The organism is Clostridium sp. X, from assembly GCF_055755365.1.
In genome coordinates, this window is sequence record NZ_CM146912.1 from 2,893,602 (window position 1) to 2,909,273 (window position 15,672).

The following is a 15,672-nucleotide window of genomic DNA, read 5'->3' on the forward strand; positions in this document are numbered from 1 at the left end:
GGTACACATAATATGTGATTTTAGACCTTATGCGCGCGGTTACAAATGCCATTTTATCACATATAATTTCATTTGTAAAGAAATTTTCAGCCATATATTTTGATATCTTCAAATTTCTTTACTTGACTTGCAAATATTAGAGCTTCTACTTTAAAATTCTCTAAATTTTTCATGAAATTTATATATACTTTTTTATCAAGAGCATCTATTTCTTTAACAAAATTTATAACGTCACCTAATATATCATTTTTATAAGTTTCATCCATTTCAATGTATATATCAGTAATTTCATACCCTTTATTAATTTTAATTATCTCATTCTTTATTAAACTATTAACATAAGAGAGTTTTACCCGAGTTCCTTTACTATTACAATGTTTACACTCTTCTTCAATATAATCATAGATTGATTTACCTCTTCTTTTTCTAGCAATTTGAACTAGGTTTAGCTGAGTAAATGGATATATAACTGTCTTCTTTTTATCTTGTTTAAATTCTTCTTTCAATATATTTAAAATTCGTTTTCTATTTTCATAGTTATCTATATCAATAAAATCAATAATTATGATTCCACTTAGATTTCTTATCATTATTTGCTTTGCAATTTCTTTAGCTGCCTCTAAATTAGTTATTAGTGCTGTTTTATCTATAGATGTTTCTTTTACATTTTTTCCCGAATTAACATCTATTACATACATAGCTTCTGTTTTCTCAATAATTATATTGCCTCCACTATGAAGCACTACTTTACTATTTCTTAATGATAATATTTCTTTCTCAATATTGTAATAACTAAATAGTCCTTGTTCATCGGTATAAAGAACTATCTCAAAATCTAAATCAGGTTTATTATCTATAAAATTTACTATATAATCATAATCATCTTTATTATTTACTATAACTTTGTCAGTATTGTCACTTAGTATATCTATTAATACTTTTCCTAAGCTTCCTCCGCCATTATATAAGAGTTTTGACTTTATAGAATATGTGCCTTCTCTAACTATCTTAGTGTATTTATTGTATAAATCTTCTATTTCTGTATTAATATGTTCAATATTAACTTCTATTGCATTTGTTCTAATCATTACTCCTACATCAATAGGTTTACTTATATTTTGTACTATATAATCTTTAAATTCTTCATTTTCTTCTATCTTCTTGGAAAAATTTATATCTTTATTATCCGTTACTAAAACTACATATCTTCCTGGTACACTTATTTGACTAGTTACCTTTGGCCCCTTTTCTCCAAGTGCTTCTTTCATAACTTCTACTAATATATCATCACCCTTTTTTATGTTGTCATTTTTAAATCTATGATGAAGATACATATAAGCATTTTTCTTGTATCCAATATCAATAAATGCACATTTTATAGCTGGTACTATGCTTTTAACTACACCCTTGTATATTTCTCCTGGCATAGGTTCTTCATTGTCTTCCTCAATAAAGCACTCAGTAATTTTGCCTTCTTCTCTAAGTGCAATTCTTAAAATCTCTTTTTCTCTTTCAATAAATATTTCTTCCAATCACTTCACCTCATTTTGTTATCCTAAAAAATTTTTATACTCCTATCATTGAGTCTATATCCATCTTGAAACATTTTATTTATTATATCTATCAGAGCCCTTGCATCTGGCAATGCTCTATGTCTTTCTCCACTTGAAATATTTAAATAGCTTAAAGCCTTATCTAAAGATACATTGTGTTCAATCCTATAAAACTCTTTTAATTCTATAGATAAATCCAAATAATCCTCTTTTAATAAAGGCATGTTTTTGTTATAATCCTTATATACTTTTTTTAAAGTATCATATTCTGCCTTTCCCCAAGATATCCAAATAGTCTCTTCAGGAACATACATATTAGTTATCTTACTCAAAATTTCTTTTAAATCTACCCCGTTTTTTATTTCTTCATAAGAAAATCTTTCTGAATAAATACTACTTTTATCTCTATTTTTGGATTCTATAAAATACCTTGGACGTACAATAGAACTATATTCATGGATTCCAATTTCATTTTCAAGAACTAAACCTGCCTCTACTATCTCTTGAAAATACTTTTTAGATTTATTTTGTATAACTTTTGTAGTTATAAATTCAAAATCTAAGGCTAGTAAATTATATGGAACAAAAATAAGTTCTTCTCCATGTATTAAATAAAAGCTCATTCCCCTCAATCGTCTCCTTAAAAGTCTAAAGTTTTTATTATAATTATACCCTAAGTTCACATGATTAGTAAGCATTTACCACTTTTTTCTTCAAAATTAAAACCATAAGTGTACTAAATATTACACTTATGGCCTTTTATTCTACAACTTTATAAATCTAATTTACTTTAAATACTCACTAAGTGGAAGAAGGTTCTCTCCTTTATATGCAAACATTTCTTCCCTTTCAATGTTTATAAAAGCATCTTTATTTATTCCATGTACCATTTCTCTTATATATTCTCCTAGAAGTTGCGCTGACAAATTTGATTTACTTCCACAATCTAATATTGTATTTATAACTAGCATATTGTCATCAAACTTATAGTTAATATCTTTAACTAAAGGCTTTATATCTACTTCTTTTTTTTCTCTCTTAGTTTCTTTTATAGTTGTCCATTGCTCTAATTTTAAAAGCTCTTTAATGCCTTCCTCAACTTTTTGATTTTCAAGGCACTTGAATTTTAATGTATATTGAGCAGCATCTATAAACGCCATAGACTGAGGAACTTTCTTTTCACTTTCATCTACTTTTACTACTTTTAAAAATTTAATAGTTGGAGTAGATGCTTCATTTAATTTTTCTATCATATCATTTTCATTTAGCTCCTCTTGAAAATGAACATCTAAGTATTCCCCTCTTGAATATACTCCTACAGCTAGTGGTTGCGCTATAGATAAAATCATATGTGGATTATATCCCTTTGAATATTCTACCGGCAATCCGGATCTTCTAATTATTCTTTGAATAGTTCTCATTAATTCTAAGTGGGCAACGTATTTGATATCGCTTCCCTTAGTGTATTTGATCAAATATCGCATTTTCGAAACATGCCCCCTCTTTAAAATTCTCTTTTGTATTCATTCCACAGTTACTACATCCAAGTCTACAATCTGGAGTTAATTCTACCCTTCTTGCTTTCTCATTTTCACTTATTAAGAATTCCTTTGTAACTCCTATATCTATAAAGTCCCATGGAAGTATTTCATCATATTCTCTTTCACGACAAGCATAGAAATCTCCATCTAATCCAAACTTCTCCATAGAATTCATCCATACATCAAACTTAAAATGCTCTCCCCATCCATCAAACTTAGCTCCATTTTCAAAAGCATCAACTATTACATCACATAATTTTCTATCTCCTCTAGCAATAATAGCTTCTACATAGCTAACAGGAGATTCATGCCAGTTATATGCAATCTGTCTGCTCTTAATAGAGTTTCTCAATAATTTAATTTTCTCCTTCACTACTTCCATTTTATCTTGTGCCGCCCATTGGAATGGAGTAAATGGCTTTGGAACAAATATTGAGCTACTCAATGTTACTTTAAGACCCTTTTTTCTTTCTTCCTTAGGAACTTTAAAATATTCCCTAACAACCTTTTCTCCAAGTTCTGCTATTCCAACTACATCTTCTTTTATTTCATATGGAAGTCCAATCATAAAATAAAGTTTTATTGTGGACCAACCTGATTTAAAAGCATTAGATACTGATTCAATAAGATTTTCTTCAGTAACACCTTTATTTATAATATCTCTCATTCTTTGACTACCAGCTTCTGGCGCAAAAGTTAATCCTGTTTTTCTAACCTTTTGAATTTCATTTATTAAGTCTACCGCAAAGGAATCTATTCTAATTGAAGGAAGAGATACTCCTACCTTCTTATCACTATGTTTATCAATTATTGACTTTACAAGATTTTGTATATCAGAATAATCACAAATACTCAAAGAAACTAGTGATACCTCTTCATATCCTGTAGCTTTTAGAAGCATATCAATCTGCTCCATAAGCTTATCTGTGCCTTTTTCTCTAACTGGTCTATAAACCATCCCAGCTTGACAAAATCTGCACCCTCTCGAACACCCTCTAAATGTTTCAACTGTCACTCTATCATGTACTATTTCACCATAAGGAACGATTAATTTATCCGGAAAATCAACTTCATTAAGGTTTTTTATTACTGCTTTTGTAACCTTCTCTGGAACATCTTCATATTTAGGCTTAAATTCCTTTATGGTTCCGTCTTCATTATAAGTAACATCATAAAGACTCGGAACATATATTCCTCTTATTTTAGTAGCCTTTCTCAAGAATTCCTTTTTACTTATACCAGCATGCTTACATTCTTTATATAAGTCTATGACCTCACCTAGCTGAACTTCGCCCTCTCCAATAGCAAATATTTCAGCAATATCATAAAGAGGTTCAGGATTATAAGCCGAAGGACCTCCACATATAACTATAGGATCCTCTTCTTTTCTATCAGAAGCTCTAACAGGAATATCTGCCATATCTAACATGTTTAGTATATTAGTGTAACTCATCTCATATTGCAGAGTAAAACCTACAAAGTCAAACTTCTTTAAAGAATCCTTAGTTTCAAGAGTATACATTGGAATATCATTTTCTCTCATAAGCTTCTCCATATCTGGCCAAGGAGTAAAAGCTCTTTCACAATATGTATCTTCTCTTCTATTTAATATGTAATACAATATTTTTGTTCCCAGATGTGACATACCAACTTCATACACATCTGGGAAGCAAAATGCAAATCTTATGTCTACACTATCTTTATCTTTATAGAAGGAATTTAATTCTCCTCCTGTATATCTTGCAGGTTTTTCCACCTTATACAATATATCATCTGAAATTACGTTCATTCAATTTCCTCCTAAGTTAATCATAAATAAATTAAATCAATACATTTTATCATATATTATGTTAAAAGAAAAATCAATTAACTATTGACTTCTGCTACATTCTTCTTTCCACTCGTTCCATTCATTCATTGTCATTTGAGCTAGTTTATCCATTTTATCCGCCTCATGTGCTGTCTTTAAATAATCCTCTATACTTATATTTCCATAACTTTTTATTGCTTCTATAAGTTCTCCTTCATATATAACATTTGTGGCTTTCATATCATTATCTAAAACTATAAATATATTATATTTGTTTTTATCTACTATACTTAATGCCTCTAAAAGTGTTTTCTTATGATATATAGATATACTCCTATTTTCCATATATCCCTTTTTCATAAACTTAGATTTCTTTTTTATAATATCTCCCATAATTAAATATACTATCCTTTCTTTCTCTTTATATGATGCAATTATTATAAAAACCCCTATAATTATAAAACTAATACTTTTTTTATTTTGGAAAACCGACACCAAAGAGTAAATTAACATTAAACTTCCTATAACATAACTTATACCTACAGTTATTCTATTAGCTCTTTTGTAAAAAGTTTTTAACGCTAAAATATCTCTTACAATTCTTCCCCCATCCAAAGGAAATGCTGGTACTAAATTGAAGATTCCTAATGATAAATTGCTCATATACAGTAAATATAAATAGTAGTTATTAAATTTTAAATTTAATAGAAAGGCAATAAGGGCAAATATTAAATTAAATAACGGTCCACTTATAGATATTATTAAATCTTCCTTAGGATCAGCATCATCCAAATCTTGAAGTCTAAGGACTGCCCCTATAGGAAGAATTTCTATATCGAATCCTTTAAATCCTAGTTTCTTAGCAACAATAAAATGAACACATTCATGCATTACCACTAGCATAAAAGCTATTATAATTTTCCCTTTAAATCCTATAATAATTAACAAAACGATATAAGGAACAAATAGTTTGCTTACTTTTATCAGCAATTCTTCTCTTTTTTTCATTCTCTAACTTTCAAGCCCTATAATACTTTCCAACCCGTTATTTTGTCCCATAAACAACACCTGAAAGTGAACATAATCCACACTCCTTGTCATCTTGTTTCGAGCTATGAGGTCTCCTTTTTTAACCGTATCATTCTGATTAACTATTATGTCCTCTATATTGGAATATCTTGTCTCTATACCCTGTCCATGATCTATTAAAATATAATTTCCTAGCTCTTTATCCACCCCACAGTCTTTAACTCTTCCATCAAAGCTAGCACTTATTCCTCCATCCTTAGTAGTTTCTATATTTATTCCATCATTTTGTTTACTTATAATGTCTCCATTAGCAGGTAAAGAAAAGTTTTCTTTAATCTTTTCTTTTATAGTCTTCCCCCCTGTAAATCTTGATTTTAAGTTATCAATGAAGTCAACAGCTTTATCTTGAAAACTTTCATTTGTATTAATACTTTTTGCCTTGTTTACTATATTTTTATAATCATAGTTACTATTTATAATGGTTTTAGAGTAGTTATATGCTGCTACAGTCTGTGGTGTTACTACAAATTTGCAAACTATTACGAATACTAGCATAACTAAAACTCCACATAATTCCTGCATTAACCTTCTTGCTATCCAACTCCCTTTATTCTTCTTCTCTCCAATTCCTCTCGAATAACCAGAGTTAGCTCTTTTGTTCACAATAGAACTATAATAGCTCTCATATTGAGAATTGTAGTGCCCCATCTTATCCCTCCTTATTTAATCACTATAATATATATTTTAAAAGATTTAACCATATTACATTAATATAAAAAATCTTATTATTAACTCAAAAAAATAAAAAAGCAGTAACCTTATAAAGTTACTGCTCCTTAAAAATAATAATTTTTTTTAACTACTCATCTTTATAAATTCTTCTATATCCTCTACTATAAGTTCTAATGAACTTCTCCAAAAATCTACTGATGAGATATCAATGTCCATAACTTTTCCTATATCTAATAAATTATTTTTTCCTGTAATAGACAGTAAATTATCATAATCTCTAATAAAATCCTTTCCCACTCCTAAGTATTTATTATAAAGTCCTTTAGAGAACAAAAGACCAAAAGCATAAGGAAAATTATAAAAATTAGTACTAGCATAGTAATAATGTGGCTTACAAACCCACATATAAGGATGAAGATAATTCCAGTCCAATCCATCTCCGTATGCCTCTTTTTGAGCATTTAGCATTATTTCTTTTAGCTCATCAACATTAAGAGAGCCTAGTTCCCTACGTTTAAATAATTCACTTTCAAATAAAAATCTGCTATAAATATCCACTATTACCTGACCTGCATCAGATATTTCACTTTCTAGGATAGAGAATGCCTCCTCTTTTGATGCATCTTTTAGAGCTGCCTTTTTTATAATAGTTTCACAGAAAGTAGATGCAGTTTCAGCTATAGGCATAGGGTAGTCACTATTTAAGATTCTTTCCTTCTTTAGACACTCTCCATGATATCCATGTCCCAGTTCATGAGCAAGAGTGACCACATCACTAAAGCTACCACTGAAATTACACATTATTCTACTCTCTCCTATAGGATGTATATTTTCACAAAATGCTCCTCCAACTTTTCCTTCTCTAGGCTCTACATCTATCCATTCTTCGTCAAAGGCCTTTTGAGCATAATCTGCAAGTTTATCACTAAAGCTTCTAAATTTTTTTACTATAAAATCTTTAGCTTCCTGATAAGTAAACTTCATATTCACCTCTCCTACTGGAGCAAATAAATCATAAAACGGAAGGCCTTCTTTGTGTCCTAGAAGTTCTCCTTTCTTTTTATAAAACCTCCTAAAGTGTGAAAAAAACTCCTTCATAGCATCTATCATAGAATTTAATATACTCTCATCCATTCTTGACTTTATAAGACTTTCTTCTAAAGGAGATTTATATCCTCTTAACTTACTTATAGTTATTACTTCCCCTTTTATTCCATTTAAGGTAGCTGCGGCAGTAGCATCTATTTTCTCATATGCCTTAAGCTCTGATAAGTAAGCTCTTTCTCTTACCTTTTGATCTTTATCATATGCCATATTTCTAATTAAACTTAAAGGAATTCTCTTTTCTTCTCCATCAATCTCTATATCTACTAAAAGTGTAGATGTTATTAGATCTTTTAACTTTGTCCAAGCACCTGATCCTGTGTTTTTCATTTTTGCAATAATGGCTTCTTCTTTATCACTTAAAAGGTACTTACTTTTTTCTACTATTTCTTTTAAATAAAAACTGTGCTCTTTAAGTAAATCTGACTGATTTATTACTGAGTCTATTTTATCTATATTAGAAATCCATTTCTCTGCCTTTGCAGTAGGTTCTGCTAATTCAGAAAGTTTATCTTCTACATTCTCCAAACTACTCATAGCCTTTGAATTTTTAGTATCTACACTCAGTGTTAATTGTGAAAAAGCCGCTAGTTTTATTGATATTTCTACAATTTTACTCGTAAGCTCAATATATTCTTCTAGCTTATTTAAAGAATTACTATAATCTTTTGTATTATTCTCTACCCAACTGTTAAATTCAGTTATGTAATTTATAAACAGCTGAATATCTTCCTTAAACCTATCACTTTCAAAAGATGTATACAAATTATCTAAATTCCATTTTAATTCCATTAACATATCCTCCTGTAAACTTTAACCATTAAATTCTTTACTAATGTTTTCTAAAGATAAACACATAGAATTATTGATATATAATTAATATTAACTTATGTCTAATTTAAATACATAAAATAAAATTAAGGTAGCTAGTGAATAGCTACCTTAATTTTATTTTATAATTTACTTAATAACCTCTGTAATCTGAAGAGTAAAATCTTTGTCTTTAGCAGTTTTCTTGCTTACTCTATTTAATACAGCAAAAGAAACAGCTAAAGCTAAAACACCAACTAAAAAGCTATATAATTCATAATTTGCATACCCTACGGCTTTAAATACTTCTGTACTTGCTATAATTCCAATAGCTAGCATAATTAAAGGAAATACATATACCCATAAAAGCATTTTATTATAAGCGTTTTGCTTCATCTCAACCTTTACTTGGTCACCAACTTTAGCTCCCATTGTATTTTTAATTTCAGTTGTTACATCTGGTACAGTACAACCACCTTTACAACTTGCACAGTGATCTCCACATCCTGATTTTCTCTTGAAGGAAACCAATGCATTTTCTCCGTTAATAGAATTTACATATCCAGTTTCTATCATATTATCAACTCCTAAATACCTTTTTTCTATACTAATTATAACATATATTTATAACTTTTATCAGTACTTTCGACACATTTCCAAAATTTTTAAGTATAATTAGAATACTTTAGTAGACCAATCCTCACAATTCCATATTTCTGTTACTACATCTCCATAAAATTCTGGTTCGTGAGAAACTAAGAGTATGCTACCTTTATATTCTCTAAGAGCCCTTTTTAATTCTTCCTTTGCATCAACATCTAAATGGTTTGTAGGCTCATCCAGTATTAATATATTAGTTTCTCTATTAATAAGCTTACAAAGCCTAACTTTAGCCTGCTCTCCACCACTTAAAACCATGATTTTACTTTCAATATGCTTTGTTGTAAGTCCACATTTAGCAAGAGCTGCCCTAACTTCGTATTGAGTAAGACTCGGAAACTCTTTCCAAACCTCTTCAATACAAGTACTTCTATTGTCCTTACTTGATTCTTGTTCAAAATATCCAACATATTGATACTCACCACGGTGTACACTACCACTTACTGGCTTAATTTCTCCTAGTAAGCTTTTAAGTAATGTTGACTTTCCAAGTCCATTTGCACCTTTAAGAGCTATTTTTTGACCTCTCTCCATTCTTATATTTAATGGTTTAGTTAATGGTTCATTATAACCTATTACTAAATCTGTAGTCTCAAAAATCACTTTTCCTGCAGCCCTGGCAGTCTTAAAGTTAAACTCTGGCTTTGGTTTTTCATCTGGAAGTTCAATAACCTCCATTTTATCTAATTGCTTCTGTCTAGACTTTGCTCTTCCTGTAGTAGAGATTCTAGCTTTATTTCTTGCAATAAAGTCTTCTAATTTTTCTATTTCTTGCTGTTGTCTTTTATAAGCTGATTCAAGTTGCTTTTTATTAGCCTCATGTATTCTTAAGAAATTATCATAATCACCTACATATCTTGTAAGCTTTTTATTTTCAACATGGTATATTAAATTTATAACACTATTTAGGAAAGGTATATCATGTGATATTAAAATAAAGGCATTTTCATATGCTTGAAGAAATCTTTTTAACCATTCAATGTGTTCTTCATCTAAATAGTTTGTAGGCTCATCTAAAAGTAATATATCTGGTTTTTCTAAAAGAAGTTTTCCAAGAAGAACCTTCGTTCTTTGCCCTCCACTTAACTCTGTAACATCTCTATCTAAACCTACATCTTTAAGACCAAGACCTCCTGCTACTTCTTCTACCTTTGAGTCTATTATATAAAAGTCATTATTATCTAATAAATCTTGAATATTCCCCATTTCTTCTAAAAGTTCTTCAAGTTCCTCTGGTGATGCTTCCCCCATCTTTTCAGTAATTTTTATCATTTCCTCTTCTAAATCAAAAAGATACTTAAAAGCATCTCTTAATACATCTCTTATAGTTCGCCCTTTATCAAGCACAGCATGTTGATCCATATATCCAACTCTAACTTTATTAGACCACTGTATTTCACCTTCATCAGGCATAAGCTTTCCTGTGATTATATTCATAAAGGTAGATTTTCCTTCTCCATTTGCTCCAACAAATCCAACATGCTCACCTTTTAATAATCTAAAAGAAACGTCTTCAAATATAGCCCTATCTCCAAAGCCGTGATTCATATTTTTAACTGTTAATATGCTCATTATCTATTCTTCTCCTTATTAATAAAAATTAACGCTAACAAAGTCGATTTTTACTGACACTGTATAGTTTAAGATATTTAAACATAGCTTGTCAAAAGAAATTTTTTATAGAAAATACAAAGGACTGCACTATATTATATAGAACAGTCCTTTGTATTTTAACTTTAGACATTAACTTTTACTTGTTTTTAAACTACTCCTTGTGCTACCATTGCATCAGCAACTTTTAAGAATCCAGCTATATTAGCACCTACAACAAGATTATCTTTATATCCATATTCATTAGCACATCTTACTGAGTTTTGATAAATATTCTTCATTATATCTTTTAATTTAGCGTCTACTTCTTCAAATGTCCAAGAGTATCTCATGCTATTTTGAGACATTTCTAATGCAGAACAAGCAACTCCACCAGCATTAGCTGCTTTTGCAGGTCCGAATAGTACTCCATTGTTAATAAATGTGTCTATAGCGTCTAATGTAGATGGCATATTAGCGCCTTCTCCTACAGCTACTACTCCATTTTTAACTAATATTTTAGCGTCTTCATCACTTATTTCGTTTTGAGTAGCGCATGGAAGAGCTACATCACAAGGTATGTTCCATACACCTTTTCCTTCAAAGTATTCAGCTTCTGGATGCTCTTTAACATACTCGCTTATTCTCTTTCTTTCTACTTCTTTTAATCTTTTTAGAGTTTCTAAATTGATTCCGTTTTTATCGATAACGTATCCATTAGAATCGCTACAAGATATTACTTTTCCACCTAATTGGTGAACTTTTTCTATAGCATATATTGCAACATTACCTGATCCTGAAACAACTACTGTCTTTCCTTCAAAAGTCATTCCTTTTCCTTTTAACATTTCATCAACAAAATATACTAATCCGTATCCAGTAGCTTCTGTTCTAACAAGACTTCCACCATAGTTTAAGCCTTTTCCAGTTAAAACTCCAGCTTCACTAGCACTTCTAATTCTTTTGTATTGACCAAACATGTATCCGATTTCTCTTCCACCAACACCAATGTCACCAGCAGGTACGTCTGTATCTAAACCTATGTACTTACATAATTCAGTCATAAAGCTTTGGCAAAATCTCATAATTTCTCTATCTGATTTTCCTTTAGGATCAAAGTCTGAACCACCTTTTCCTCCACCTATTGGAAGTCCAGTAAGAGAATTTTTAAATATTTGTTCAAAACCTAAGAACTTAACAATACTTAAGTTTACACTCGGATGAAATCTTAATCCTCCTTTGTAAGGTCCTATAGCACTGTTGAACTGAACTCTAAATCCTCTGTTAACTTTAACATTTCCTTGATCATCAGTCCAAGGCACTCTAAACATTAATTGTCTTTCAGGTTCAACTATAGTTTCTAAAATTCCATTTTCCATATACTCAGGGTGTTTTTCAAAAACTGAAACTAGAGAATATAAAACTTCTTTAGCTGCTTGCTGAAATTCTTCTTGACCAGCATTTCTTTGTACTAAATCTTGATAAACTTTTTCTACATAATCTTTTGCTAGCATAAAATAGCCCCCTATAAATTATTATAATAGTATCTGTCGACTTATGATATCATAAATTTAACATAATTTGTTTATAAATTTATTAGATTTTTGTTAAAAATTATTGGATTTTGTTATTAATTTGATAAAAATCTAAGCAAATTATTGCTTAGATTTTTATTTAATAATGATTATTATTAAACTTACTTTTTTAGGTATTAAATACTATATTCTTTATTACTTCTCCAGCTAGTATCATTCCAGCAACTGGTGGTACAAAAGATATACTTCCTGGTATTTGTCTTTTTTGAGAACATTTTTTGCTACCACTAGTACATACGCATCCTTCTATACATGTAACTACTTCTTCTAATTTAGGTTTTAAAGGCTTCTCTTCAGAATAAACTACAGTTAAATTCTTTATTCCTCTTTTCCTTAATTCACTTCTCATTACTTTTGCTAGTGGACATACTTTTGTACTATATATATCTGCAACCCTAAATTGTGTAGGATCTAATTTATTTCCAGTACCCATAGAACTTATAATATTAATACCCTTTTCCTTACACCAAACTATTGTTTCAAGCTTTGAAGAAACAGTATCAATTGCATCAATTACATAGTCTACATCTTCATCAATTATTTCATTAATATTATCTTCTTTTATAAAAGTATTATGCGCTTCAATATTACAATTAGGATTTATTTTTTCAATCCTTTCCTTCATTACCTCTGTTTTCGATTGACTTATTGTATCAAAATTAGCATGTATCTGTCTGTTTAAATTAGTTAAACATACCGTATCATCATCTACTAAAACTAATTTTCCAACTCCTGCTCTAGCTAATGCTTCTACTGCAAAGCTCCCTACTCCTCCTATTCCTAAAACTACAACCTTACTTTCCTTTAGCTTATCTAATCCATCTTTACCAATTAACAACTCTGTTCTCGAAAATAAATGTTGTTTCATAATTGCATCCTCCGCCTAGTACACCTATAGGTTTTATCTTTTAAATAATATATGAGTTTATTATATAAGTCAATATTATAAAACAAGCTACTAAACTTTAATTTTCAATTAGATTTCTAGCATCTTATTATACACATCTACTGTTAGTCTAGCCACTTTATCCCAAGAATATTTTTCTTGAACATCTAATTTTGCATTAATTTTTAAACTACTTGTTAATTCCTCATCTGTTAAAACATTAATTAAATTTTCTTTTAAACTATTAGTTGAATCTTTTATAAATTTCATACCTGTAACTCTATGTCTTATTATCTCAGTAATTCCACCCACATCTGCAGCTACTACAGGACAACCTGCTACCATAGCTTCCAAAACTACAATTCCAAAAGGTTCATATTGAGAAGGGAAAACTGCTACATCTGCAATTTTATATAGCTTTATCTTATCTCCCTCTTCTATATATCCTGTGAATTGTACTTTTTCTTCAAGTTTTATCTTCTTAACACGCTCTTTTAATTCCACTGTCATTGGTCCAACTCCACCAATAATAAATTTAACTCTTTGATAATCTTCTACTATAGATGGTATTGACTCTATTAAAACCTGAATCCCCTTTTCATGAACATGTCTTCCTATAAAAAAAACAATTTTTTCATCATCCTTAGCATATTTTCTTCTAATTTTTTTATAGTCTATCTCTCCTTGAAGTTCATTTCTTTCAATTCCATTAGGTATAACTTGTATTTTATCTAGTGATATAGAAAATAGCCTATTTATCTCATCTCTCATATAATAACTACAAGCCAATACCTTATTACATTCATGCACTAGCATAGCTTCACAAGAATCTATATATCTCTGCATATCTGTCTTTATTCCATTATTTCTTCCATACTCAGTAGCATGCATAGTACAAATAGTTGGTATATGAAAAGAATCTTTTATGCATTTTAATGCATATGCAGATAGCCAATCATGACCATGTATTATATCAAAGTTTCCAATTTCTCTTATTAGTCTTATAGATTCTTCTATCATTGCAAAATTAAGATGCATTACCCATTTTATAAAATCTTCTGTAGCTATATTGTACGGATTTATTCTATGAATAAATACACCGTTGTCATTCTCTTTAATAGCAGCTGTTCCATCTTGACAAGTAACTACATGTACTTCATGTCCTAACTTACTTAAACTACGTGAAATATAATAAACATGAGTTGATAATCCTCCTACATTTTTAGGAGGATATTCCCAAGATAGCATTAAAATTCTCATTCGCTTCCCCCTTAATGTATTATTTAGTTGCAGAATAATAGATTATACAATTATATTCACAACCATTTTTTGTAAGTACATAAATATGAAAAAGCTAATGGTATATTAAACACCAATAGCTTTTTTAGATTACTATAATATATTTTATACAACACAGTTATTATTTGTTACCTTTTAAAAGTTCTCCAATTGCTGCAATACTTCCTAGTGAAGATAAAGTCTCATTAGGTAATATAAGTTTATTTGAAGGTGAATTAGCCATCTCCTTAAGTGCTTCAACTTGTTTTAAAGCAATAACTGTTTCATTAGTTCCAGATTCAATTATAGCTTTATTTACATAACTAATAGCTTCTGCTTCAGCTTTTGCAACTATTTCTATAGCCTTTGCCCTACCTTCTGCTTCAAGTAGTTGTGATTCTCTAAGACCTTCTGCTCTTCTTATATTAGCTTCTTTCTCAGCTTCGGCTTGAAGTATTCTTGATTGCTTGTCACCTTCTGCTCTAGCTATTTCACTTTGCTTTTGTCCTTCAGCTTGTAATATAACAGCTCTTTTATCTCTCTCAGCTCTCATTTGTTTTTCCATAGCTTCTTGAATTTCATCTGGTGGAATTATGTTTTTAATTTCAACTGAAAGAATTTTAATACCATAAGCGTCTGTAATCTCATCAATTATTTCAAGAAGCTTAGAGTTCATTCTATCTCTTCCTGATAGTACTTCATCTAAAGTCATATCTCCAACTATATTTCTCATATTTGTAATTGTAGAATATACTATACCAGACTTATAGTCTTCTATATTATAAACTGCATCTTTTGAATTCAACACTTTATAAAATATAACATTATCAATTGATATTTTTACATTATCTTTAGTGATAACATTTTGTGGCTGAATGTCAAGAATTTGTTGCTTTGTAGATATTTTTCTTCTTACAAAGTCAGCAAAAGGAATTGTAAAATGCCAACCCGGCTCTAGAGTTCTTTGATATTGTCCAAACCTTTCAACAATATAAACATAACCTGTATTTACTATTTTTATAGATGCTATTACCGATGCCAACAAAATAACCAAAAGTACTATCCCAAAAATTTCAAACATATA

Annotated in this window: 13 protein-coding genes; all 13 read right to left on the minus strand. The window is 29.7% G+C overall.

Features of this window, described 5'->3' with window-relative positions:
• Positions 1–86: 86 nt before the first annotated feature.
• The 13 genes from ACX0KU_RS14560 to ACX0KU_RS14620 all read right to left on the minus strand — a co-directional run bounded on the left by ACX0KU_RS14560 (position 87) and on the right by ACX0KU_RS14620 (position 15,669).
• Positions 87–1,532: an Rne/Rng family ribonuclease gene (locus tag ACX0KU_RS14560; RefSeq protein ID WP_472990693.1), complete on the minus strand. Its 1,446-nt coding sequence runs from the start codon at positions 1,530–1,532 to the stop codon at positions 87–89.
• Between the two features lie 23 nt (positions 1,533–1,555).
• Positions 1,556–2,176 (minus strand): exonuclease, encoded by a 621-nt coding sequence (locus ACX0KU_RS14565; protein ID WP_472990694.1) that lies wholly within the window; start codon positions 2,174–2,176, stop codon positions 1,556–1,558.
• A gap of 162 nt (positions 2,177–2,338) precedes the next feature.
• The gene (locus tag ACX0KU_RS14570) at positions 2,339–3,037 is read right to left on the minus strand and encodes a TIGR03936 family radical SAM-associated protein (RefSeq protein ID WP_472990695.1); all 699 of its coding nucleotides are present in this window, start codon (positions 3,035–3,037) and stop codon (positions 2,339–2,341) included.
• The gene (locus ACX0KU_RS14575; protein WP_472990696.1) at positions 3,012–4,883 is read right to left on the minus strand and encodes a TIGR03960 family B12-binding radical SAM protein; all 1,872 of its coding nucleotides are present in this window, start codon (positions 4,881–4,883) and stop codon (positions 3,012–3,014) included. The genes ACX0KU_RS14570 and ACX0KU_RS14575 overlap by 26 nt, the downstream gene beginning before the upstream one ends.
• A gap of 81 nt (positions 4,884–4,964) precedes the next feature.
• A complete protein-coding gene (locus tag ACX0KU_RS14580) occupies positions 4,965–5,912 on the minus strand; it encodes a M50 family metallopeptidase (protein WP_472990697.1) in 948 nt (315 codons plus the stop codon).
• 3 nt (positions 5,913–5,915) lie between these two features.
• On the minus strand, positions 5,916–6,641 hold the full coding sequence (locus ACX0KU_RS14585; protein WP_472990698.1) for a peptidoglycan DD-metalloendopeptidase family protein: 726 nt from the start codon (positions 6,639–6,641) through the stop codon (positions 5,916–5,918).
• A 147-nt stretch (positions 6,642–6,788) separates the two neighbouring features.
• Positions 6,789–8,561, minus strand: coding sequence for a M3 family oligoendopeptidase (locus ACX0KU_RS14590; RefSeq protein WP_472990699.1), 1,773 nt, complete (start codon positions 8,559–8,561; stop codon positions 6,789–6,791).
• Between the two features lie 168 nt (positions 8,562–8,729).
• Positions 8,730–9,155 carry a SoxR reducing system RseC family protein gene (locus tag ACX0KU_RS14595; RefSeq protein WP_472990700.1) on the minus strand — a complete coding sequence of 142 codons (426 nt, stop codon included), beginning with the start codon at positions 9,153–9,155 and terminating at the stop codon, positions 8,730–8,732.
• A 99-nt stretch (positions 9,156–9,254) separates the two neighbouring features.
• Complete coding sequence (locus ACX0KU_RS14600) at positions 9,255–10,811, minus strand: ABC-F family ATP-binding cassette domain-containing protein (protein ID WP_472990701.1); 1,557 nt, start codon at positions 10,809–10,811, stop codon at positions 9,255–9,257.
• 188 nt (positions 10,812–10,999) lie between these two features.
• A complete protein-coding gene (gene gdhA / locus ACX0KU_RS14605; protein ID WP_472990702.1) occupies positions 11,000–12,343 on the minus strand; it encodes an NADP-specific glutamate dehydrogenase in 1,344 nt (447 codons plus the stop codon).
• 190 nt (positions 12,344–12,533) lie between these two features.
• Entirely contained in the window at positions 12,534–13,292 is a 759-nt protein-coding gene (locus tag ACX0KU_RS14610) for a tRNA threonylcarbamoyladenosine dehydratase (protein ID WP_472990703.1), read from the minus strand.
• A gap of 108 nt (positions 13,293–13,400) precedes the next feature.
• Positions 13,401–14,570, minus strand: coding sequence for a glycosyltransferase family 4 protein (locus ACX0KU_RS14615; RefSeq protein WP_472990705.1), 1,170 nt, complete (start codon positions 14,568–14,570; stop codon positions 13,401–13,403).
• Between the two features lie 160 nt (positions 14,571–14,730).
• On the minus strand, positions 14,731–15,669 hold the full coding sequence (locus tag ACX0KU_RS14620) for an SPFH domain-containing protein (RefSeq protein WP_472990706.1): 939 nt from the start codon (positions 15,667–15,669) through the stop codon (positions 14,731–14,733).
• Positions 15,670–15,672: the final 3 nt, after the last annotated feature.

What these genes read in the sequence shown, in the direction of transcription:
- ACX0KU_RS14595 (WP_472990700.1), bottom strand. Translation starts at nt 9,155, where the DNA reads ATGATAGAAACTGGATATGTAAATTCTATTAACGGAGAAAATGCATTG.
- ACX0KU_RS14565 (WP_472990694.1), bottom strand. Translation starts at nt 2,176, where the DNA reads ATGAGCTTTTATTTAATACATGGAGAAGAACTTATTTTTGTTCCATAT.
- ACX0KU_RS14590 (WP_472990699.1), bottom strand. Translation starts at nt 8,561, where the DNA reads ATGGAATTAAAATGGAATTTAGATAATTTGTATACATCTTTTGAAAGT.
- ACX0KU_RS14615 (WP_472990705.1), bottom strand. Translation starts at nt 14,570, where the DNA reads ATGAGAATTTTAATGCTATCTTGGGAATATCCTCCTAAAAATGTAGGA.
- ACX0KU_RS14585 (WP_472990698.1), bottom strand. Translation starts at nt 6,641, where the DNA reads ATGGGGCACTACAATTCTCAATATGAGAGCTATTATAGTTCTATTGTG.
- ACX0KU_RS14580 (WP_472990697.1), bottom strand. Translation starts at nt 5,912, where the DNA reads ATGAAAAAAAGAGAAGAATTGCTGATAAAAGTAAGCAAACTATTTGTT.
- ACX0KU_RS14620 (WP_472990706.1), bottom strand. Translation starts at nt 15,669, where the DNA reads ATGTTTGAAATTTTTGGGATAGTACTTTTGGTTATTTTGTTGGCATCG.
- ACX0KU_RS14600 (WP_472990701.1), bottom strand. Translation starts at nt 10,811, where the DNA reads ATGAGCATATTAACAGTTAAAAATATGAATCACGGCTTTGGAGATAGG.
- ACX0KU_RS14570 (WP_472990695.1), bottom strand. Translation starts at nt 3,037, where the DNA reads ATGCGATATTTGATCAAATACACTAAGGGAAGCGATATCAAATACGTT.
- gdhA (WP_472990702.1), bottom strand. Translation starts at nt 12,343, where the DNA reads ATGCTAGCAAAAGATTATGTAGAAAAAGTTTATCAAGATTTAGTACAA.
- ACX0KU_RS14610 (WP_472990703.1), bottom strand. Translation starts at nt 13,292, where the DNA reads ATGAAACAACATTTATTTTCGAGAACAGAGTTGTTAATTGGTAAAGAT.
- ACX0KU_RS14575 (WP_472990696.1), bottom strand. Translation starts at nt 4,883, where the DNA reads ATGAACGTAATTTCAGATGATATATTGTATAAGGTGGAAAAACCTGCA.